Source organism: Microbacterium paraoxydans (assembly GCF_900105335.1).
In the GTDB taxonomy this organism is placed as follows: domain Bacteria; phylum Actinomycetota; class Actinomycetes; order Actinomycetales; family Microbacteriaceae; genus Microbacterium; species Microbacterium paraoxydans.
This window is the reverse complement of record NZ_LT629770.1, coordinates 2,746,350-2,767,719: the sequence shown is the minus strand read 5'-3', so window position 1 is coordinate 2,767,719 and position 21,370 is coordinate 2,746,350. Positions and strand designations below refer to the sequence as shown.

General features: G+C 69.0%; 14 protein-coding genes and 1 tRNA gene. 1 reads left to right on the top strand and 14 read right to left on the bottom strand.

Going from position 1 to position 21,370, the window contains the following annotated elements; all coding sequences use genetic code 11:
- Positions 1-58 precede the first annotated feature (58 nt).
- The 10 genes from BLU02_RS13560 to BLU02_RS13515 all read right to left on the bottom strand — a co-directional run bounded on the left by BLU02_RS13560 (position 59) and on the right by BLU02_RS13515 (position 16,060).
- Entirely contained in the window at positions 59-859 is an 801-nt protein-coding gene (locus tag BLU02_RS13560) for an enoyl-CoA hydratase/isomerase family protein (RefSeq protein WP_025104407.1), read from the bottom strand.
- A gap of 45 nt (positions 860-904) precedes the next feature.
- Complete coding sequence (locus BLU02_RS13555) at positions 905-1,396, bottom strand: FBP domain-containing protein (protein ID WP_060922589.1); 492 nt, start codon at positions 1,394-1,396, stop codon at positions 905-907.
- Between the two features lie 72 nt (positions 1,397-1,468).
- Positions 1,469-1,553, bottom strand: a tRNA-Tyr gene (locus tag BLU02_RS13550).
- A gap of 86 nt (positions 1,554-1,639) precedes the next feature.
- Positions 1,640-2,569 (bottom strand): PfkB family carbohydrate kinase, encoded by a 930-nt coding sequence (locus tag BLU02_RS13545; protein WP_060922590.1) that lies wholly within the window; start codon positions 2,567-2,569, stop codon positions 1,640-1,642.
- Positions 2,570-2,772: 203 nt separating this feature from the next.
- A complete protein-coding gene (rpoC, locus tag BLU02_RS13540) occupies positions 2,773-6,648 on the bottom strand; it encodes a DNA-directed RNA polymerase subunit beta' (protein ID WP_060922591.1) in 3,876 nt (1,291 codons plus the stop codon).
- An 87-nt stretch (positions 6,649-6,735) separates the two neighbouring features.
- Positions 6,736-10,239, bottom strand: coding sequence for a DNA-directed RNA polymerase subunit beta (rpoB, locus tag BLU02_RS13535; protein ID WP_025104411.1), 3,504 nt, complete (start codon positions 10,237-10,239; stop codon positions 6,736-6,738).
- A gap of 296 nt (positions 10,240-10,535) precedes the next feature.
- Complete coding sequence (locus tag BLU02_RS13530; protein ID WP_082750086.1) at positions 10,536-12,302, bottom strand: ABC transporter ATP-binding protein; 1,767 nt, start codon at positions 12,300-12,302, stop codon at positions 10,536-10,538.
- Positions 12,299-13,264, bottom strand: a complete 966-nt coding sequence (locus BLU02_RS13525) for an ABC transporter permease (RefSeq protein ID WP_060922592.1) — start codon at positions 13,262-13,264, stop codon at positions 12,299-12,301. The genes BLU02_RS13530 and BLU02_RS13525 overlap by 4 nt, the downstream gene beginning before the upstream one ends.
- A gap of 34 nt (positions 13,265-13,298) precedes the next feature.
- A complete protein-coding gene (locus BLU02_RS13520) occupies positions 13,299-14,303 on the bottom strand; it encodes an ABC transporter permease (RefSeq protein WP_060922593.1) in 1,005 nt (334 codons plus the stop codon).
- A gap of 83 nt (positions 14,304-14,386) precedes the next feature.
- Entirely contained in the window at positions 14,387-16,060 is a 1,674-nt protein-coding gene (locus tag BLU02_RS13515; protein WP_060922594.1) for an ABC transporter substrate-binding protein, read from the bottom strand.
- 167 nt (positions 16,061-16,227) lie between these two features.
- Between BLU02_RS13515 and BLU02_RS13510 the strand changes: the two genes are divergently transcribed.
- On the top strand, positions 16,228-17,148 hold the full coding sequence (locus tag BLU02_RS13510; protein WP_060922595.1) for a sugar kinase: 921 nt from the start codon (positions 16,228-16,230) through the stop codon (positions 17,146-17,148).
- 12 nt (positions 17,149-17,160) lie between these two features.
- Here the strand turns inward: BLU02_RS13510 and BLU02_RS13505 are convergent, their stop codons facing one another.
- Genes BLU02_RS13505 through BLU02_RS13490 form a run of 4 tightly spaced genes read right to left on the bottom strand, consistent with a single transcriptional unit; the run spans position 17,161 to position 21,360 of the window.
- Positions 17,161-18,036: a MurR/RpiR family transcriptional regulator gene (locus BLU02_RS13505; RefSeq protein ID WP_025104417.1), complete on the bottom strand. Its 876-nt coding sequence runs from the start codon at positions 18,034-18,036 to the stop codon at positions 17,161-17,163.
- Positions 18,037-18,050: 14 nt separating this feature from the next.
- Positions 18,051-19,559, bottom strand: a complete 1,509-nt coding sequence (locus BLU02_RS13500) for a glycoside hydrolase family 3 protein (RefSeq protein WP_083371011.1) — start codon at positions 19,557-19,559, stop codon at positions 18,051-18,053.
- A complete protein-coding gene (locus BLU02_RS13495; protein ID WP_025104419.1) occupies positions 19,556-20,389 on the bottom strand; it encodes a carbohydrate ABC transporter permease in 834 nt (277 codons plus the stop codon). The genes BLU02_RS13500 and BLU02_RS13495 overlap by 4 nt, the downstream gene beginning before the upstream one ends.
- Positions 20,386-21,360: a carbohydrate ABC transporter permease gene (locus BLU02_RS13490; RefSeq protein WP_025104420.1), complete on the bottom strand. Its 975-nt coding sequence runs from the start codon at positions 21,358-21,360 to the stop codon at positions 20,386-20,388. Before BLU02_RS13490 ends, BLU02_RS13495 begins: the two co-directional genes overlap by 4 nt.
- Positions 21,361-21,370 lie beyond the last annotated feature (10 nt).

Below are 21,370 nucleotides of genomic sequence, written 5' to 3'. Positions count from 1 at the left end.
CCGGCTTCCCTCGAGTGCGAAGGAGATCAGGGACCGCCCGCGCCCTGGGGAGGAAGGGTCAGCCGGCCTTCTTCGCGGAGGCCGCCGCGAACGCCGCGACCCGCGCCTGCGCGTCCGGGGTCTCCAGGGCGGCACCGATCGACCGAGCCTCCTCGCTCAGCTGCTCGGCGAACGTGCGCTCCGGCTGCGACCGCACCAGCCGCTTGGCCTGCCCGTACGCGTCCGCCGCCCCGGCGAGCCAGAACCGCGCGACCTCCTCGGCCCGTGCACGGACTCGGTCGGCTTCCGTCCTGCCGTCCTCGCCCTCCACGACCTCGGCCACGAGCCCCCAGTCGAGGGCCTCCGCGGCGGTGAGAAGCCGGTCCTGCAGCACGAGCTGCAGGGCACGGCGCTGGCCGACGGCCCGTGCGAGCTGGGCCGACACGGAGAGGTCCGGAGTGAGCCCGATATTCGCGTACAGGCTCCCGAGCTGCGACCGCGAGCCCACCACCGCGTAGTCCGTGGCGAGCAGGATGCCGAGTCCGCCGCCGGCCGTCGTCCCGTGCGCCGCGGCGACCACCGGCACGCTCGACTCCGTGAGCGCGCGGATCCCGGTGTTGATCACTTCCGCCAGCGCGGTGATCTCCGCCCCGGACGACCCCATGGTCGTCGCCATGTCGATCACGTCACCGCCCGCGCAGAACGCCGGTCCCGCCGCATCGATGAGGATGGCCTGCACGTCGTCTCGCGACGTCGCCTCGACGGTCGCGTCCCTCCAGGCGTACGCCAGATCGGCGTTGAAGGCGTTGAGGCGGGTCGGACGGTTCAGCGTCAGCCGCGCCATCCCCTCGTCGACGGCGAACAGGATGGCATCACTCATGGCTTCTCCTTCGAGCACAGGCGGATGCCTCCAGGCTAGTCGCGCTCAGGAGCCGTCCCAGACGCGAGCGACGAACCGCTCCATGCGCCGCCGGGTGCCGTCGAGCCGGAAGTCGACCTGTCCCGCCGCCCGGATCTCGTTGGGTGCCAGCGGATGCGCCAGGCGCACGTTCTCGTGGCAGGACAGATCGGCGCAGATGTACGTGCCGACCGAGTCGCCGCGCTCCCCCGCCTCTCCCGTGCGTCGCGCCGCGAACAGCGCCACCTGGTTGCCCGGCTGCATCGTGTGGCAGATGTTGCACATGCCGGAGCGCCCACGCCCGGGTTCCGATGCCCGCAGCACCACGCCGACCACGCGCCCCTCGTGCGGGATGAGGACGTAGCCGCGCTTGCCGGCACTCGGGTCACGCCAGGCGAAGAAGTCGAGGTAGTCCCAGTCCACGAGGAGGAAGTCGTGCGGCATCTCCATGACGCGCAGCTCATCGGCGTCCGCGTTCACGAACGAGGCCCGGACGTCGGCTTCGGTGAGAGGTCGCATCGCACCAGTCTAGGAACTCGGCGCGGACGTGAGGCCGGGAACGGGAGAAGCCCCCGCGAGCGGGGGCTTCTGTGGTGGCGAGTGAGGGATTCGAACCCCCGAAGTCGAAGACGGCTGATTTACAGTCAGATCCCTTTGGCCACTTGGGTAACTCGCCAGAGCGCACCCGTCCGACTTGAACAGCCAACCGGGGGCACGAAGAACAATCATACCTGTCGGATGCGGGCGCGAGAAATCGAGGCGTCAGCTTCCGTACACGCCGCGGTCGGCGGCGGCCAGCGACTCCGGTGTGCGCAGCAGCCCGCCCTCGGCGCGGCAGGTCGCAGCGGCCACATCCATCGCGCGCTCGAGCAGGGCGGACCATCCTTCGACCGCCTTCGGGGAGCCTTCCACCAGTCCGGCGGCGACGGCGGCGAGCGTCGCGTCCCCCGCGCCCACGGTATCGACCACCCGACCCGGGAGCGCCGAGATGGGGGCCGAGACCGAGCCGGCGTCCGACTCGAGCACGGCGCCGTCTGCTCCGGCCGTCGCCAGCACCGCCGTGACGCCGAGGCTCCGGAGCCGCGCGCGCAGGGCGTCGAGGTCGCCGTCATAGAGCACGGCGGCGTCGTCGGCGCCGACCTTCACCAGGTCCGCCCGCCCGGCCAGCCGCTCGAAGCCGCGGACGAACTCCTCGCGGTCGGACAGCATGCCCGTGCGCGGGTTCGGGTCGATCGCCAGCCGCGCGCCCTCCACCGCGGCGGCGAGGGCCTCGACCTCGGCCGGGACATCGAAGGGGAAGCAGCTCACCGCGACGATGTCCGCGTCGCCGATGGCGGCCCTCGCCTCGTCCGAGTACCGGACGGCCCGCTCCTGGGCCGCGCGGTTGAAGACGTAGCTCGGCTCGCCGTTCGCGGCCCGGGTCACGACGGCCCGCGACGACCCGTGCGGCGCCGCGCTCGCGATCAGCCGCACGCCGTGATCGGCCAGATACTCGCGGATGTGCGCGCCGGCGATGTCCTCCCCCACCATCGCGATGAGCGTCGTGGGGATTCCGAGCCGGCGCAACCCCACCGCGACGTTCAGCGCTGCTCCGCCGACGAACTCGCGGACGCCGCTGTCATCCCGGATCTCGTCGATCAGGGCGTCTCCGATGACGACGGCCGCGCCGCCGGGGGAAGTCTCAGTGCTCACTCGCCGACCCTACCGTGCCGCCCGCGCCCCGAAGCAGCGCCGAACCGTGTGCATAACTCAGGAGACCTGGGCCTCCATGCCGTCACGAGCAGCCCACGGCGGCCCGCCGTCCCGGATCTCCTGAGTTGTGGACACCCGAACGGGCCGAGCGACGACGAAGGCCCCGGGGAGAACCCCGGGGCCATCGTTCACTCACTCACACCTCAGTTGTAGGTACCGGGGGTGATGTCGTCCGTCGAGAACGCGTCGAAGTCGACGTAGCCGAAGTCGCCGTCCGCGTACGCGCCGTCGGATGCGAAGATCCGGTTCGGGTAGCGCTCGCTCTTGGCTTCCTCGGTGGCCTCGACCGTGACGTCGCGGTACTTCGAGAGACCGGTTCCGGCGGGGATGAGCTTTCCGATGATGACGTTCTCCTTGAGACCGACCAGCGGGTCGCGCTTGCCCTCCATGGCGGCCTGCGTGAGCACGCGGGTCGTCTCCTGGAAGGACGCAGCGGACAGCCACGACTCGGTCGCGAGCGACGCCTTCGTGATACCCATCAGCTCCGGGCGACCGGACGCGGGGCGCTTGCCCTCGGCCACGGCCTCGCGGTTGATCTGCTGGTAGCGCTTCAGGTCGACCATCTCACCCGGCAGCAGGGTCGTGTCGGCGTGGTCGACGACGGTGACCTTGCGGAGCATCTGGCGGACGATGACCTCGATGTGCTTGTCGTGGATCGGCACACCCTGCGAGCGGTAGACGCCCTGGACGCCGCCGACGAGGTACTTCTGCACCTCGCGGGCACCCATGACGCGCATGACCTCCTTGGGGTCGAGCGTGCCGACCTGCAGGGGCTGACCGACCGAGACGTGCTGGCCGTCCTCGACGAGGAGGGTCGCACGCTTCAGCACCGGGTAGACGACCGGCTCGTCGCCGTTGTCGGGCGTGAGGATGACCTTCTTGGCCTTCTCGGTCTCGTCGATCGTGATGCGGCCGTCGGCCTCCGCGATCGGCGATGCACCCTTGGGGGTACGCGCCTCGAACAGCTCCTGCACACGGGGCAGACCCTGCGTGATGTCATCCGCCGACGCCGAACCACCGGTGTGGAAGGTACGCATCGTCAGCTGGGTACCGGGCTCACCGATCGACTGGGCCGCGATGATGCCGACGGCCTCGCCGATGTCGACGGTCTTGCCGGTCGCGAGCGAACGGCCGTAGCACTGCGCGCACACGCCGACAGCGGAGTCGCAGGTCAAGACCGAGCGGACCTTGATGGTCTCGACGCCCGCGGCGACCAGCTTGTCGATGAGCACGTCGCCCACGTCGTCGCCGGCCGCGGCCAGGACCTCGCCCGACGCGTTCACCACGTCGGAGGCCAGCGTGCGGGCGAACACCGAGTTCTCGACGTTCGCGTCGCGCACCAGCTCACCCTGCGAGTTCGGAGCGGCGATCGGGAGCTCGAGGCCCTTCGACGTGCCGCAGTCCTCTTCGCGGATGATGACGTCCTGCGAGACGTCCACCAGACGACGGGTCAGGTAACCCGAGTCGGCGGTACGCAGAGCGGTGTCGGCCAGACCCTTACGGGTACCGTGCGTCGCGATGAAGTACTCCGCCACCGACAGACCCTCGCGGTACGAGGAGATGATCGGACGCGGGATGATCTCACCCTTGGGGTTGTTCACCAGACCACGCATACCGGCGATGTTCCGGATCTGCAGCCAGTTACCACGGGCGCCGGAGGACACCATGCGGTTGATGGTGTTGTCCTCCGGGAAGTGCGCCTTCATCGCGGCCTGCACCTCGTCGGTCGCCTCGGTCCAGATCTTGATGAGCTCCTGACGACGCTCGGCGTCGGTCGTGAGGCCCTTCTCGTACTGGGACTGGACCTTCGCGGCCTGCTTCTCGTAGCCCGCGACGATCTCCGCCTTGTTCGGCGGGGTGAGGATGTCGCTCAGCGCGACGGTCACACCCGAACGGGTCGCCCAGTAGAAACCGGCATCCTTGATGCGGTCCAGCGTGGCGGCCGTCTCGACCTTGGGGTACTCCTCGGCCAGCTTGTTGACGATCTGCGACAGCTTGCCCTTGTCGGCCTGCTCGCGCACGAACGGGTAGCCCTTCGGCAGCGCGTCGTTGAAGATCGCCTGACCCAGCGAAGCGTCGACCAGGCCGTGCTTCTCGTAGCCCTCGGGAGCCTCGCCCTCGAGGAAGGCCAGACCCGGGATGCGGATGCGGACCTTCGCCTGCAGGTCGAGCGTGCCCTCGTCGTACGCGAGCTGCGCCTCGCCGACGGAGCCGAACGCACGGCCCTCGCCCTTGGCACCGGCCTTGACCGTGGTCAGGTGGTGCAGACCGATGATCATGTCCTGCGAGGGCAGGGTCACCGGACGGCCGTCCGACGGCTTCAGGATGTTGTTCGACGCGAGCATGAGCACGCGGGCCTCGGCCTGAGCCTCGACCGACAGCGGCAGGTGGACAGCCATCTGGTCACCGTCGAAGTCGGCGTTGAACGCCGCGCAGACGAGCGGGTGCAGCTGGATGGCCTTGCCCTCGACGAGCTGCGGCTCGAACGCCTGGATGCCGAGACGGTGCAGGGTGGGTGCACGGTTCAGCAGCACCGGACGCTCGCGGATGATCTCCTCGAGCACGTCCCAGACCTCGGGACGGGTGCGCTCGACGGCACGCTTGGCGGCCTTGATGTTCTGCGAGTGACCGAGGTCGATCAGGCGCTTGATGACGAACGGCTTGAACAGCTCGAGCGCCATCTGCTTGGGCAGACCGCACTGGTGCAGCTTGAGCTGCGGGCCGACGACGATGACCGAACGGCCCGAGTAGTCGACGCGCTTGCCGAGCAGGTTCTGGCGGAAGCGACCCTGCTTTCCCTTGAGCATGTCGCTCAGGGACTTCAGGGCGCGGTTGCCGGTACCGGTGACGGGGCGACCGCGGCGGCCGTTGTCGAACAGCGCGTCGACGGCCTCCTGCAGCATCCGCTTCTCGTTGTTGACGATGATCTCGGGGGCACCGAGGTCGATCAGGCGACGGAGACGGTTGTTGCGGTTGATCACGCGGCGGTACAGGTCGTTCAGGTCGGAGGTCGCGAAGCGGCCACCGTCGAGCTGGACCATCGGACGCAGCTCCGGCGGGATCACCGGGACGACGTCGAGCACCATCGCGGCCGGGCTCATGCCGGTCTCGAGGAACGAGTTGACGACCTTGAGGCGCTTGATCGCACGGATCTTGCGCTGACCCTTGCCCTCCGAGATCTGCAGGTGCAGGCTCTCGGCCTCGGCGGCCAGGTCGAACGCGGCCAGGCGACGCTGGATCGCCTCGGCACCCATGTAGGCCTCGAAGTACTGGCCGAAGCGGTCCTGCAGCTCGTGGAAGACGTCGTCCTCCGGACGCAGAGCACCGACCTCGAGCGTACGGAAGTCCTCCCACACGCGCTCCAGCTTCAGGATCGCCTCGTCGGCACCCTTGCGGATGAGCGACATCTCCTTCTCGGCGGCGTCCTTGACCTTCTTCTTGGCGTCGGCCTTGGCGCCCTCGGCCTCGAGGGCCGCGAGCTCCTCCTCCAGCTTCGCCAGGCGCTCCGCGATCTTCGCGTCGCGGCGGTCGCCGAGCGTCTTCAGCTCGAGACGGATGTTGTTCTCCTGGGTGCCCAGGTCGCGGTGACGGGCATCCTCGTCGACCGAGATGACCATGTACGCGGCGAAGTAGATGACCTTCTCGAGGTCCTTCGGCGCCATGTCCAGCAGGTAGCCGAGGCGCGAGGGCACGCCCTTGAAGTACCAGATGTGGGTGACGGGAGCGGCGAGCTCGATGTGACCCATGCGCTCACGACGGACGGAGCTCTTGGTGACCTCCACGCCGCAGCGCTCGCAGACGATGCCCTTGAAGCGGACGCGCTTGTACTTGCCGCACGCGCACTCCCAGTCACGGGACGGGCCGAAGATCTGCTCTCCGAAGAGACCGTCCTTCTCCGGCTTGAGGGTGCGGTAGTTGATGGTTTCGGGCTTCTTGACCTCGCCGTAGGACCACGCGCGGATGTGGTCTGCGGTCGCCAGGCCGATGCGAAGCTCATCGAAGGTTGTGGACTCGAGCACTAGTTCTCCTGTGTCGGAAATTCTTTTTGAGAAGTCTGGGCTTCGACCGGCTCAGCCGTCGCGGGGACGGCTGAGCCCGTCGAAGGATTAGATCTCGTCGATCGAGGCGGCCTCGAAGCGGCTGGAGATGTTGATACCGAGTTCCTCTGCGGCGCGGAACGCCTCGTCGTCGGTGTCGCGGAGGTTGACCAGCGTGCCGTCGGCCGAGAGGACCTCGACGTTCAGGCAGAGCGACTGCATCTCCTTCATGAGCACCTTGAACGACTCGGGGATGCCGGGCTCCTGGATGTTCTCGCCCTTGACGATGGCCTCGTACACCTTGACGCGACCGAGGATGTCGTCGGACTTGATCGTGAGGAGCTCCTGGAGGGCGTACGCCGCACCGTAGGCCTCGAGGGCCCACACCTCCATCTCACCGAAGCGCTGTCCACCGAACTGCGCCTTACCACCGAGCGGCTGCTGGGTGATCATCGAGTACGGACCGGTGGAGCGGGCGTGGATCTTGTCGTCCACCAGGTGGTGGAGCTTCAGGATGTACATGTAGCCCACGGAGATCGGCGCCGGGAACGGCTCGCCGGAGCGGCCGTCGAACAGCTGCGTCTTGCCGCTCGAGTCGATCAGGCGGAGGCCGTCACGGGTCGGGAGCGTCGAGTCGAGCAGACCGGAGATCTCCTCCTCGCTGGCACCGTCGAACACCGGGGTGGCGACCTTGGTGCCGGGTGCGGCCTCGAACGCCTGCTGCGGCAGCTTGGCGGCCCACTCCGGGGTGCCCTCGACCTTCCAGCCCTGCTTCGCGATCCACCCGAGGTGGGTCTCGAGGACCTGGCCGAAGTTCATTCGACCCGGGATGCCGAGCGGGTTGAGGACGATGTCCACCGGGGTGCCGTCCGCGAGGAACGGCATGTCCTCGACGGGCAGGATCTTCGCGATGACACCCTTGTTGCCGTGGCGGCCGGCGAGCTTGTCGCCCTCGGTGATCTTGCGCTTCTGGGCGATGTAGACCACGACGCGGCGGTTCACGCCGGAGCCGAGCTCGTCGTCGCCGTCCTCGGCGTTGAACTCCTTGACCGCGATGATCGTGCCCTGCTCACCGTGGGGCACCTTCAGCGACGTGTCGCGGACCTCGCGGCTCTTCTCGTTGAAGATCGCGCGGAGCAGACGCTCCTCGGCCGACAGCTCGGTCTCACCCTTCGGCGTGACCTTGCCGACGAGGATGTCGCCGGGGCGGACCTCGGCGCCGATGCGGATGATGCCGCGCTCGTCGAGGTCCTTCAGGAGCTCCGGGCTGACGTTGGGGAGATCACGGGTGATCTCCTCCTTGCCGAGCTTCGTGTCGCGGGCGTCGACCTCGTACTCCTCGATGTGGATCGACGAGAGGGTGTCGTCCTTCACCAGGTCCTGGCTCAGGATGATGGCGTCCTCGAAGTTGTAGCCCTCCCACGTCATGAACGCGACGAGGAGGTTCTTCCCGAGGGCCAGCTCGCCGTTCTCGGTGGCGGGGCCATCGGCGATGACCTCTCCGACCTCGACGCGCTCACCGGCCGAGACGACGACCTTCTGGTTGTAGGAGGTGCCCTGGTTCGAACGGTCGAACTTGCGCAGGTGGTACTCCTGCGTGCCGCCCTCGTCGAGCATGACGACGACGCGGTCCGCGGAGACCTCGGAGACGACACCGGCCTTCTCGGCGGTGATCACGTCACCGGCGTCGATGGCCGTGTAGCCCTCCATACCGGTTCCGACGAGCGGCGAGTCGCTGCGGAGCAGCGGCACGGCCTGACGCTGCATGTTGGCGCCCATGAGCGCGCGCTGCGCGTCGTCGTGCTCGAGGAAGGGCACGAGCGAGGTCGCGACCGAGACCATCTGGCGCGGCGAGACGTCGATGTAGCCGATCTCCTCCGGGAGGAACAGGTCGACCTCACCGCTGCCGCCCTTGGGGCGCGCGAGCACGTGGCTCTCGCGGAAGCGACCCTTCGCATCGAGCGGCGCGTTGGCCTGCGCGATGTTGAAGTCGACCTCCTCGGAGGCGGTCAGGTAGTCGATCTGGTCGGTCACGACACCGTCGACGACCTTGCGGTACGGGGTCTCGATGAAGCCGAACGAGTTGATGCGCGCGAAGGTCGCGAGCGCACCGATCAGACCGATGTTCGGGCCTTCCGGCGTCTCGATCGGGCACATGCGGCCGTAGTGCGAGGGGTGGACGTCACGGACCTCGACGCCGGCGCGGTCGCGGCTCAGACCACCGGGGCCCAGAGCCGACAGACGGCGCTTGTTGGTCAGACCCGCGAGTGGGTTGTTCTGGTCCATGAACTGCGACAGCTGCGAGGTTCCGAAGAACTCCTTGATCGCGGCGACGACCGGGCGCACGTTGATCAGGGTCTGCGGCGTGATGGCCTCGATGTCCTGCGTGGTCATGCGCTCGCGGACGACGCGCTCCATGCGGGACAGACCCGTGCGGACCTGGTTCTGGATCAGCTCGCCGACCGCGCGGATGCGACGGTTGCCGAAGTTGTCGATGTCGTCGGTCGCGAGGCGGATCTCGGTCTTCTTGCCGCCGCGGATGCCCTCGAAGGTCTCCTCGGTGCCCGCGTGCAGACGCACGAGGTACTTGATCGTGGCGACGATGTCCTGCACCGTCAGCACCGACTCCGTCAGCGGGGTGTCGAGACCCAGCTTGTGGTTGATCTTGTACCGGCCGACCTTGGCGAGGTCGTAGCGCTTCGGGTTGAAGTAGAAGTTGTCGAGCAGCGCGCGGGCGGCCTCGGCGGCCACCTGCTCGCCCGGACGCAGCTTGCGGTAGATGTCGCGCAGCGCGTCTTCCTTGGTGACGATCGTGTCCTTCGCGAGCGTCTCCTCGATGGAGGTGTAGCCGGCGAACTCCTCGAGGATCTCCTCGCTGGTCATGCCCAGCGCCTTGAGGAAGACCGTCACGGACTGCTTGCGCTTGCGGTCGACGCGGACGCCGACCTGGTCGCGCTTGTCGATCTCGAACTCGAGCCAGGCACCGCGGCTCGGGATGACGCGCGCCGAGACGATGTCCTTGTCACTCGTCTTGTCGGGGGTCTTGTCGAAGTAGACACCCGGCGAGCGCACGAGCTGCGAGACGACGACGCGCTCGGAGCCGTTGATGATGAACGTGCCCTTGTCGGTCTGCAGCGGGAAGTCGCCCATGAAGACCGTCTGGGTCTTGATCTCACCCGTGAGGTGGTTCATGAACTCGGCCTCGACGTAGAGCGGGGCCGCGTACGTCTTGCCACGCTCCTTGCACTCCTCGATGGAGTACTTCTCGGGCTCGAGGTACGGGTTCGTGAACGACAGCTGCATCGTCTCGCCGAGGTCCTCGATCGGGGAGATCTCCTCGAAGATCTCGCCCAGACCGCTGTTCTCGTTCACGTCGGTGCGACCGGCGGCCTTGGCCTCGGCCACGCGCGCCTTCCAGGCGTCGTTGCCGACCAGCCAACCGAAGGACTCGGTCTGCAGGGCGAGAAGGTCGGGGACCGTCAGCGTGTCGGAGATCTTGGCGAACGAGAGACGGGAAGCTCCGCGTCCGTTCTTGGTGGTGGTGGATGTGGATGCGTTGGGAGCAGCAGCCAAGGGAATAACCTCCGTGAGCCCCGCAGGGCTTCTCGATTCCTTTGTCGTCAGGTGGAGTGCGCTCAGAAGCTCACGAGATGCCGACCACCATATGAGGGCAGGGAGAAGCGAGCGCAACTACCAACTATAGACGCGATCTCGCGACATGGCAAGCGCAATCCTTGACCAATCTTCGATGCTGCGGTAATGGGACCGCCGAGACCCCGCCTGCGCGTCGAAACCCCGCCCTCGCCGCGGAGGCAGGGCGGGGTTTCGACGTGAAACCGGGGTCTCGGGTCAGGTCGGCTCGGCGACGGTCAGGAGGCGATGTTGAGCTCGTTGCCGGGGATCGAGGCGAGGAGGCGGCGCGTGTAGGGGTCACGGGGGTTCGTGAAGATCTCCTCCGACGACGCCGCCTCCACGAGCTTCCCGTCCTTCATCACGCACACGTAGTCGCTGATGAGCCGCACCACCGCGAGGTCGTGCGAGATGAACAGGTAGCTCAGCCCGTACTCGCGCTGGAGGTCGCCGAGCAGCCGCAGGATCTGATCCTGCACGAGCACGTCCAGCGCCGACACGGGCTCGTCGCACACGATGAGATCCGGCGAGAGGGCCAGGGCCCGCGCGATCGCCACCCGCTGACGCTGCCCGCCGGACAGCTCGGACGGGTAGCGCCGCAGCATCGACTGCGGCAGCGCGACGTCGTCCAGGAGCTGCCGCACGCGCTTGCGCCGGTCCGCCCCGCTCCCCCGCTTGTAGAACTCCAGCGGCTCCGCGATCAGGCGCTCGATCGTGAACATGGGGTTCAGGCTGGAGTACGGATCCTGGAAGATCGGCTGCACCCGCTGCCGGAAGTCCTTCGTCTCCGCACGGCTCAGCGTCGAGATGTCCTTGCCCTCGTAGCGGATGAGGCCGCTCGTGGGCTCGATCACCTTGAGCAGCATGCGCGCGGTCGTGGTCTTGCCCGATCCGGACTCCCCCACGATCGCGACGGTCTCCCCGCGCGGGATCGCGAGCGAGACGTCGTCGACGGCCACGAAGTCCTCGTGCTTGCCACGCACGGGGTACACCTTCGTGAGGTTCTCGATCTCGACGATGTTGCCCTTCGACGAGCTCAGGGACCCAGGCCCCTCGTGGGTCGCTGAGCCTGTCGAAGCGCCGGACTGGGTCGCTGAGCCTGTCGAAGCGCCCGCTGGGCCTGTCGAAGCGTCCCGTACGAAGGCCTCCGGACGGAGCCGCGCCACCGCCACCGACGGCGCCGCCTTCACGAGCGACTGGGTGTACGGATGCTGCGGGTCCTCGAGGATCCGCCGCGCGGGGCCCTGCTCCACGACCTTGCCACGGTGCATCACGATCACCCGCTCGGCCCGCTCGGCGGCGAGCCCGAGGTCGTGCGTGATGAGGAGCACGGCCGTGCCCAGCTCCCTCGTCATCTCGCCGATCTGGTCGAGGATGGTCTGCTGCACCGTCACGTCCAGGGCGCTGGTGGGCTCGTCGGCGATGAGCAGCCGCGGCTTGCACGCCAGCCCGATGGCGATGAGCGCCCGCTGGCGCATGCCGCCGGAGAACTCGTGCGGGTACTGCTTGGCCCGACGCTCCGGATCAGGAAGACCGGCGGCGGTCAGCGCCTCGACGACCTTGGCCTGCACGTTCTGCCGGGTGGCGAGGCCGTGGGCGAGAAGCGTCTCGGCGACCTGGGTGCCGATCTTCGCGACCGGGTTGAGGTTCGACATGGGGTCCTGCGGCACCAGGCCGATGTCCCGTCCGCGGATCGATCGCAGCTCGTTCTCGGAGGCACGGGAGATGTCGCGCCCGTCGAGCTTGATGCTGCCGGCGGCCACCTTCCCCCCGCCCGCGAGCAGCCCGATGATCGCCATCGCGGTGGTCGACTTGCCGGAACCGGACTCGCCGACGATCGCCACGGTCTCCCCGGGGCGGATCTCGAGGTCGACGCCCTCGACGGCGTGCACGACGCCGTCCATGGTGGCGAAGTCCACCGCCAGGCCCTCGACCGACAGCAGGGGCTGGTCCGCCATGCCGTTCTCCTTCGCGGCGCGCACGGCGCCCTCGTCGCGGATGTTCATCGTGCCCTCGTCCTCGGGTCCATGGCCTCACGCAGCGCCTCACCGAGCAGGGTGAAGCCGAGCGCGGTGACGGCGATGCAGATGCCGGGGAGGAACGCCAGCCACGGGGCGATCGCCAGCTCCGCCTGCGCGTACGTGAGCATGCGGCCCCACTCGGCCGTCGCGGGGCCGCCGCCGCCGAGACCGAGGAACGACAGCGCCGCCGCATCGATCACGGCGGTCGCGAGGGTCAGGGTGCCCTGCACGATCACGGGCCCGATCGCGTTCGGGAGGACGTGCGACATCGTGATCCGGCCGCGGCCGAGACCGAGCGTCTGCGCCGAGAGCACGTAGTCGCTGGAGCGCTGCTGGAGCATGGACGCCCGCAGCAGGCGCGCGAAGATCGGCACCTGGGAGGCCCCGATGGCGATCATCACGGCGTACGGCCTCTGTCCGAGGATCGCGGCGATCGACACCGCCAGCAGGAGGTTCGGCACCGAGAGGATGATGTCGACGACGCGCATGATGACGGTGTCGACCCAGCCGCCGAACGTGCCGGCGAGGAGCCCGAGGATCATGCCGCCGACGAGACCCATCGCGGTGGAGACCACGCCGATCAGCAGCGACGCCTGGGCGCCCCAGATGAGCTTGGACAGCACGTCGCCGCCGAACCGATCCAGACCGAGGGGGAACTGCGGCAGCTCCCCCGGGCCGGGGATGTGCGTCGGCGTGATCTCCTTCGCCCCGGGGAGCGCGGTCTCCGGGTACGGGGCGAGGACCGGCGCGAGCACCGCGACGAGGAGGAAGAGGAGCACGATGACGGCGCCGATCCACGCCGTCGGATTGCGGCGGAGCCGGCGGAACACGTCCCGCCAGAACCCGCCGCCGCTCTCCTTGAGGTCGGCCTGGGCGATGGCGACGGTGTCGATGCTGCCGCCGCTCTCGGCGGACGGCCCCTGTGCGGGAGGGAGGGCGATGCTCATGCGAGCGCCTCCTTTCGGATGAGGGAGGAGGACATCACTGCACTCTCACTCTCGGATCGATGAAGCTGTACGACACGTCCACGGCCAGGTTGATGAGGGCGTAGGCGATCGCGATGAAGATGATGAACCCCTGTAGCACCGGGAAGTCGCGCGTGAAGATGGCCCGCGCGAGGAACGACCCGATGCCGGGGAAGGCGAAGACCGTCTCGGTGAGCACCGCCCCGGAGATGAGCAGTCCGGTCTGCAGGCCGATCGTCGTGATGACCGGGAGCATGGCGTTCCGGAGGATGAACCGGCTGCGCAGCGTCGCCGAGCCCACGCCCTTCGCCCGACCCGTACGCACGTAGTCGGCGTTCTGCACCTCCAGCACGCTCGCCCTGGTGATGCGGACGATGATCGCGAGCGGGATGGTGCCGAGGGCGAGCGCCGGGAGGATCAGATGGAGGATCGCATCCCACGCGGCGTCGAACTCCCCCGTGATGATGCCGTCCCAGACGTAGAACCCGGTGGGATGGGTGGCATCGATCCGGGGATCCTGCCGACCGTCCGAGGGCAGCCACCCCAGCTGCACGGCGAAGACGTACTTGAGGATGAAGGCAAGGAAGAAGACCGGGATCGTGATGCCGATGAGGCTCAGCACGACCGACGCGTGATCGGTGAACTTGCCGTGGCGACGGGCAGCCCAGTATCCGAGCGGGATCCCGACGCCGATCGCGAAGATGAGCGCCGCGACGCTCAGCTCGATCGTCGCGGGGAAGCGGCGGAGGAACTCCTCCGTGACCGGCCGGTTGGTCTGGATGGACGTGCCGAAGTCGCCCTGCAGCAGCCGGGTGACCCAGATGAAGTACTGCTCGATGAGGGGCTTGTTGAAGCCGTAGAGCTCGTTGACCCTGGCGATGGCCTCCGGGGTGGCCTTCTCGCCGAGGAGGGCGACCGCGGGGCCGCCGGGGAGGGCCCTGACCCAGGCGAACAGCAGGATGCTGAGCCCGAACAGGGTGGGGATGAGGAACAGCAGTCGCCTGCCGATGGTGCGCAGCACAGAGTTCTCCGTCGATCAGAAGGTACGCCGTGCCCCGGTCCCGCGAGAGCGGAACCGGGGCTCGGCATATCAAATGGTCAGGCCTACTTCGTGAGGACGATGTCCGTGAAGACCTCGTCGTTCACCGGGCTGGCGGGGTAGCTCTCGACGCGCGGGTCGAAGGCGAGCGTCGGCGCGGGGTGCGCGAGCGGGACACCGGGGATGAACTCCGCGACCATCTCGTTGATGTCCTCGTAGAGCGCCGTCTGGTCGTCGAGGTTGGAGACCCCGCGCGCCTCGGTCAGCGCCTGGAACAGCTCCGGGTTGTCGAAGCCCCACTCGGAGCTCTTCTGGCCGAAGAACACGCCGACGAAGTTGTCGGTGTCGTTGTAGTCGCCGGTCCAGCCCAGCAGGTGGATGCCGTGGTCGGAAGTGCCGGTGGTGCGGTCGAGGTACTCGACCCACTCCTCGGAGACCGGGGTGGTCTCCACGCCGACCTCGGAGAGCTGCGACGACAGGACGGTGTAGATCTGCTCGGGGTCCGGCATGTACGGCCGCGAGACGTTGACCGGGTAGTTGAAGTCCAGCGCCAGCGGGTTGGCCTCGTCGTAGCCGGCCTCCGCGAGCAGCTCCTTGGCCTTCTCCGGGTCGTAGTCGTAGGTCGTGACCTCGTCGTTGTAGCCGTTGACCACCGGCGGGACGAACTGCGTCGCCTTCTCGGTGCCCTCGGGAAGGACCTGGCTGATCAGGGCGTCCTTGTCGATCGCGTAGGACAGCGCCTCACGCACCTTCGGGTCCTGCAGCTCCGGGATGGCCTGGTTGAAGGCGAGGTAGAGGATCGTGAACGGGGGACGCGACACCATGGTGAAGTCGTCCTCCTCCAGGGCCTTCGTGTCGGCGGGGCCCACGAGGTCGTAGCCGTCGATGGAGCCCGACTCGAGCGCCTGGCGACGCGCCGTCGGGTCGTCGATGGTGCGGAAGATGATCTCGTCGATCTGTCCGGCCTCGCCCCAGTAGTCGTCGTAGGCCTTGAGCTTGACCTGCTCGCCCGGCGCCCACTCCTCGAACTGGTAGGGGCCCGTGCCGACCGGGTGGCCCATGGCGTACTCGGACAGCTGCGGGGCCTCGGCGGTGCCGCCGACCTCGTCCGCGCCGAACTCCTGCATGGCCGAGGGGCTCTGCATGCCGAAGGCCGGGAGCGAGAGCGAGGCGATGAAGCCGGCGAACGGCTTGTTCAGCTCGATCGTGACGGAGTTCTCGCCGTCGGGCGTGCAGGACTTGTAGACCGCGTCCTCCGGGTTGGAGGCGTAGCCCTTGAAGAGCTTGTTGTAGTAGTAGCCGAAGGCCTCGGAGGCGGCGAGACCGGTCCAGTTGTACCAGCGGTCGAAGTTGGCGCAGACGGCCTCGGCGTTGAACGGCGTGCCGTCCTGGAAGGTCACGCCCTCCTTCAGCGCGAAGGTGTGGGACATGCCGTCCTCGGACGACTCCCACGACTCCGCCAGCAGCGGCGCCGGGTCGGCCGTGCCGGGCTCCGTGCCCACCAGACCCTCGAAGATCTGGCGGGAGACGCGGAAGGTCTCGCCGTCCTGCGCGAACGCCGGGTCGAGGCTCGCGGGATCCGACGAGGCGGCGAAGACGAAGGTGCCGTCGACGTCACCCGATCCTTCCGACCCGTTGTCCCCGCGCTCGCTGGCGACGCATCCGGCGAGTGCGAGAGCGGCGATGGTCGCTCCGGTGACGGCGGCGAGTCCTCGCCGAGGCATGGCTGACTGGTGCATGTGTGTATGACCTTCCCTGTCGGGCGCTTCCTTGCGCGTCTCCGGGCATCGTCGCCGCGGAGACGGTGATTCCTCGAAGGTACCCAGCGGTCCGGCGGATGCCAAGAGTCCGAGGTTGCGATCCGGTATCGACGCGGGGCCGCTCCTGATCCGGTAATGTCCAGAACGTGCCGGACACCACTCCCCGCGTCGTGTGCCTGGGCGAGGGCCTGGTCGCCCTCGTCGCCGCCACCGCCGGACCGCTCGAGACATGCCGCACGTTCCACCGCTCCCTCGCCGGGGCCGAGTGGAACACCGCCATCGCGCTGGCCTCCGCGGGCATCCGCACCGCGGTCGTGTCCCGCGTCGGCGACGACGGCTTCGGACGCTTCCTCACCGCCGAGCTCCGTGCGCACGGCGTGGACGATCGGGCCGTGGAGGTCGACCCCGTCGCACCGACGGGGATCTACGTCAAGGAGCTCTCACCCCGGGCGGACGGCGCCGTGGAGGGGACAATGCACTACTACCGCGCCGGATCGGCCGCGGCGGCGCTGTCGCCGGCGTCGCTGGAGTCGTCCGTGGCGGTGGACCTGCTCGCCGCGGCGGCCCTCGTGCACACCTCCGGCATCACGCCCGCACTCTCGCCCTCCGCACGCGCCGCCCAGGAGGCCCTGGTCGCAGCCCCGCGACCAGGTCGTCTCGTCAGCTTCGATCTGAACTGGCGCCCCGCGCTGTGGCGGGGCCGGGAGGACGAGGGACGTGCCGTCCTCACCGATCTCGCCCACCGCGCCGACGTGCTGTTCTGCACCCGCCCCGACGCCGAGGCCGTGTTCGGGACGAGCGCGCCGGACGACCTGCGCACGCTGTTCCCCGAGCCGCGGTACCTGGTCGTGACCGACCCCTCCGGCGCCGTGGCGTTCGACGGCGCCGACCGTGCCGCGAGCGATGCCCTCGATACGCCGGTCGTGGAGACGATCGGGGCGGGCGACGCGTTCGCCGCCGGCTTCCTCGCCGGCGTCCTCACCGGCCTGACGCTGCACGGAAGCCTGGCCCGCGCCCACCGCATCGCGACGCGCGCGATCGCCAGCACGCGCGACCACGTCGACTGAGCAGGCGGCGGCTCAGTCCGCGGGGTGCCCGCGCCGTGGCGGGACCGCATCGTGCGTGCGCTGCAAGGACACCGCGACGTGCTCGCCCCGGTGCTGCACGATGCGCACGAAGAGCACGTCGATGAGCGCGAGCTGCGCGATCCGGCTCGACATGGCGGCCATCCGGAACGGCGATTCCTGGGCTTGGCTGAGGAGCACGACGTCGGCGAGGGCCGCGAGCGGGGAGTCCGCCGCGCTCGTCACGGCCACTGCAAGGGCGCCCGCGGCCCGGGCGACCTCCAGGGCGCGGACCGTCTCGGCCGTCTCGCCGCCGTGCGAGAAGGCGATCGCCACATCCGCGGAGGACCGCAATGCAGCCGCGGTGACTGCGAGATGCGGATCGGCCGAGTGGGTCACGGAGCAGCCGATCCGGGAGAGCTTGAGCTGGAGATCCTGCGCCGTCAGCGACGAGGCCGCCTGCCCGAACAGGTCGATGTGGCGGGCGACGACCACCGCCCGCGCCACCCGGTCGAGGGCGTCCGCATCCAGGGCCCTGGCCGTCTTCTCGATCGCGTCGATCTCCTGCGCAGCGAGCTTCGCGGCGATCGCGGCCGGGCCGTCGTCGCGGTCGATCGCCGTGGAGTCGAGTCCGAATCGGGCCTGCTGGGCCTGGGCCAGGGTGACCGCCCGCGCCACGGCGACCCTCAGCTCCCGGTAGCCGCTGTAGCCGAGCGACTGCGCGAAGCGGGCGACGGTCGACAGCGAGGTCTGGCAGAGCTGCGCGAGATCGTTGATCGCGAGGTCCACCACGAGGGTGGGGTCTCCGAGGATCCTCTCGGCGACGCGTCCCTCCGCCGCGCTGAGCTTGGGGAGGGAGCGCCGCACCACGGCCAGAACGTCGTCGTCCATGCGCTGATCCCGTCTCAACCGGTGGCGGTCGTCCTCTGTCGTGGCCGGAACCGGCCGAGGATCGCGTCCCGCGCGGTCTGGGCGCCGAGCCGGCTGGCGGCGCCGACCTCGACGGTCGGCAGCGGCAGCGGCTCCTGCACGGGCAGGCCGACGTTCACGACGACCGCACCCGGGTCTCGGAGCGCGGTCCGCTCGATCAGCGCCCGCTGCGCCGGCTCGGCATCCGGTCGATCCACGAGGACGACCGTCGTGCCGGTCGCCGCGGCGACCTCGTCGATCACGGCGTCCTGCTCGGCCACGGGGCGTGCGGCCACGTCGAGCCGCACCCGGATGCCGTCGCCCGCGAGCGCCTCCGCGACGTACGAGGCGGCGCTGTCCACCGCGAGCGTCGAGCGACGCCGGGCATCGATCACCGCCAGGGCCTCCGCGGCCTCGGGGACGTCGCCGGTGAGCGACACGGACCGGCGGACGATCTCGGCGGCGTCGAACGCGGCGGCCTCCTCGTCCGAGGTCGCGCTCGCGCGCAACCGGGTGGCGAGGGCCGACACCCGCGCGGCGGCCTCCTCGACGCGCTCCCGGGAGAGCGAGCCGTCCCGCAGCGCGGCGACGATCCCGTCACGGGCGGCGAGGAAGTCGCGCCGGTCCTGGTCGGGAAGAGCGGCCTCGCCGGGGTTGGTCGGGTTGCCGATGCACAGCAGGTCGGCGCCGGCGGCCAGAGCGAGGGCGGCGCCCCCGCCGAGTCCGACGGTCTCTCGGATCGCGGCCATGTCCAGCGCGTCGGTGATGATGACGCCCCGGAAGCCCCACTCCCGCAGCATGCCGAGCACGCGCGGGTTGAGGGTGGCCGGCTGCGCGCCCCACGCGGGGACGACGATGTGCGCGGTCATGATCGCGTCCACCCCCGCCTCCACGGCGGCGCGGAACGGCTCGAGGTGCACGCGCTCGTACTCGGCGACGTCGAGCGCGATCTCGGGCAGCGCGTGGTGGGAGTCGAGGTGGGTGTCGCCATGGCCGGGGAAGTGCTTGACGCACGCAGCCACCCCGCCGTCCTGGATGCCGTCGACCGTGGCGACGACGTGTCGCGTCACCAGCGCCTCCTCGGAGCCGAACGAGCGCACGCCGATGACGGGGTTGCGGGGGTCGGTGTTGACGTCGGCGACCGGACCGAGCACGACGTTCGCCCCGACGGCGCGCACGCGGCGGGCGAGTTCCGACCCGGTCCGCTCCGATGCGACGACGTCGTCGAGGGCGCCGAGCTGCGCGGCACCGGGGAGGGTGGAGCCGCTCCCGGACTCCAGACGCGTGACGCTGCCGCCCTCCTCATCCACACCGATCAGGGCATCCGGGTTGGCGTCGAGGATCTGCGCGCTCAGCGCGGGCAGTCCCTCGCCGACGTTCTGGCCGAAGTACACGACGCCGGCCAGGCCCTCGCGCAGCTCCTCCACGAGCCAGGCGGGGGCCGTGGTGCCGAGGAATCCGGGCCAGAGCACGCCGTTCGCGAGGCGCTCGAGCTCGTCGGTCATCCCTTCACCGCCCCCGCGACCATGCCGGCGGAGAGCCGGCGCTGCACGATGACGAAGAAGATCATGACGGGCACGGTGATGATCGTCGAGGCGGCCATGATGCTGCCCCAGTCGTTGGAGTACAGGCCGAAGAACGACTTGAGGCCGATCGAGACCGTGTACTGGTCGGTCTGCGCGCCGAGGATCGTCATGGCGAAGATGAACTCGTTCCACGCCGTGATGAAGCTGAAGATGCTCGTCGCGACGAGACCGGGCATCACGAGCGGCAGCAGGATCGAGCGGAACATCCGCCACCAGCTCGCGCCGTCGATGTAGGCGGCCTCCTCGAGCTCGACCGGGACGGCCGCGACGAAGCCGCGCAGCATCCAGATGCCGAACGCGAGCGACAGCGCCACGTAGACGACCATGAGGCCGATGATGCTGTTGAGCAGACCGAGGCTCTTCACCTGGAGGAACAGCGGGATGACGAGTGCCTCGAGCGGCACCATCTGCACCACGAGGATCATCATCAGCACCGTGGTGCGGAACTTGAAGCGGAAGCGCGCGACGGCGACCGCCGCGAGCAGGCAGACGATGGCGCTGACGAGCACCGTGACGAGGGCGACGATCGCCGAGTTGCGCAGGTACGTGCCGAAGCCGCCCTCGGTGAGCACGAAGGCGAAGTTGTCCCACGTGAACTCCTGCGGGAGGAGCGACTGCCCGCCGCTGGATGCCTTGGCGTCGAACGCGCTGGAGACCATCCAGTACACGGGGAACAGGGTGAAGACGAGGACGGCGGCGACGCCGATGCCGAGTCCGATGCGCGACCGGAGCCTGGGGCGGGGGTTCACAGCTCGTCCTCCTTCATGAGGGAGCGGATGTAGACGATCGTGATGCCGATCAGCACGAGGGTCAGCAGCACGGCCAGCGCGGCGCCGAATCCGTAGCGGTTCTGACCGAACGACTCCACGTACGACCACACGCCGAGGTTGAGCACCTGGCGGTTGCCGCCGCTGCCGCCGGGCATGAGGTAGACCTGCGCGAAGACCTTGAAGTCCCAGATCGTCGACAGGATGATGACGACGGAGAAGACGGGCTTGAGCGTCGGGAAGATGATCTTCCAGAAGCGGCGCCATGCGCCGGCCCCGTCGAGCGCCGCCGCCTCGAGCATCTCCTTCGAGACGCCCAGGAGCCCGGCGAGCACGGTGATGGCCACGAACGGGAAGCCGTGGTGGACGACGTTCAGCAGCACGATCGCGTAGAACGACCACTGGTTGGTGAACCAGTTGACCTGGCCATCGATGAGGCCGAGGTCCTGCAGGACGCTGTTGAAGATGCCGCGGTCGGCATCGAAGATGAAGGTCCAGACGTACGTGCCGGTCACGGCGGGCATCGCCCACGCGACCATGATGCAGCTGGAGACGATGGTGCGCCAGACGGTACCCAGGCGCGCCAGCAGCAGCGCGACGAGGGTTCCGAGTGCGACGGTGGTGAACACCGCGACGGCCGCGAAGCCGACCGTGTTGGGGAGCACCACCGTCCACAGGGTCGGATTGGTGAGCGCCTCGGCGTAGTTGGCCAGCCCGATCCAGTTGCTCTCACCGGTGTTGATCTCGCGCAGACCGTAGTCCTGCAGCGAGTAGAGGAACACCTGCACGAGCGGCCAGAGCATGAGCCCCGCGAGGATGATCAGCCCGGGGGCGAGGAGGAGCCAGGGGCGGGCCGTGACGATCGAGAGACCGCGACGCTTCCGGCCGCCGGCCACGGAGGCGGAGGAGGGCTCCGCCTTCGTGGCCGGCAGTGGCGCTTGCACCATCGACATGGAAGGAATG

Bases quoted from the DNA above. Each gene is read 5' to 3' on its own strand.
- BLU02_RS13490 (WP_025104420.1), bottom strand. From the start codon at position 21,360: ATGTCGATGGTGCAAGCGCCACTGCCGGCCACGAAGGCGGAGCCCTCC.
- BLU02_RS13500 (WP_083371011.1), bottom strand. From the start codon at position 19,559: ATGACCGACGAGCTCGAGCGCCTCGCGAACGGCGTGCTCTGGCCCGGA.
- BLU02_RS13515 (WP_060922594.1), bottom strand. From the start codon at position 16,060: ATGCACCAGTCAGCCATGCCTCGGCGAGGACTCGCCGCCGTCACCGGA.
- BLU02_RS13525 (WP_060922592.1), bottom strand. From the start codon at position 13,264: ATGAGCATCGCCCTCCCTCCCGCACAGGGGCCGTCCGCCGAGAGCGGC.
- BLU02_RS13560 (WP_025104407.1), bottom strand. From the start codon at position 859: ATGAGTGATGCCATCCTGTTCGCCGTCGACGAGGGGATGGCGCGGCTG.
- BLU02_RS13555 (WP_060922589.1), bottom strand. From the start codon at position 1,396: ATGCGACCTCTCACCGAAGCCGACGTCCGGGCCTCGTTCGTGAACGCG.
- BLU02_RS13530 (WP_082750086.1), bottom strand. From the start codon at position 12,302: ATGAACATCCGCGACGAGGGCGCCGTGCGCGCCGCGAAGGAGAACGGC.
- BLU02_RS13505 (WP_025104417.1), bottom strand. From the start codon at position 18,036: ATGGACGACGACGTTCTGGCCGTGGTGCGGCGCTCCCTCCCCAAGCTC.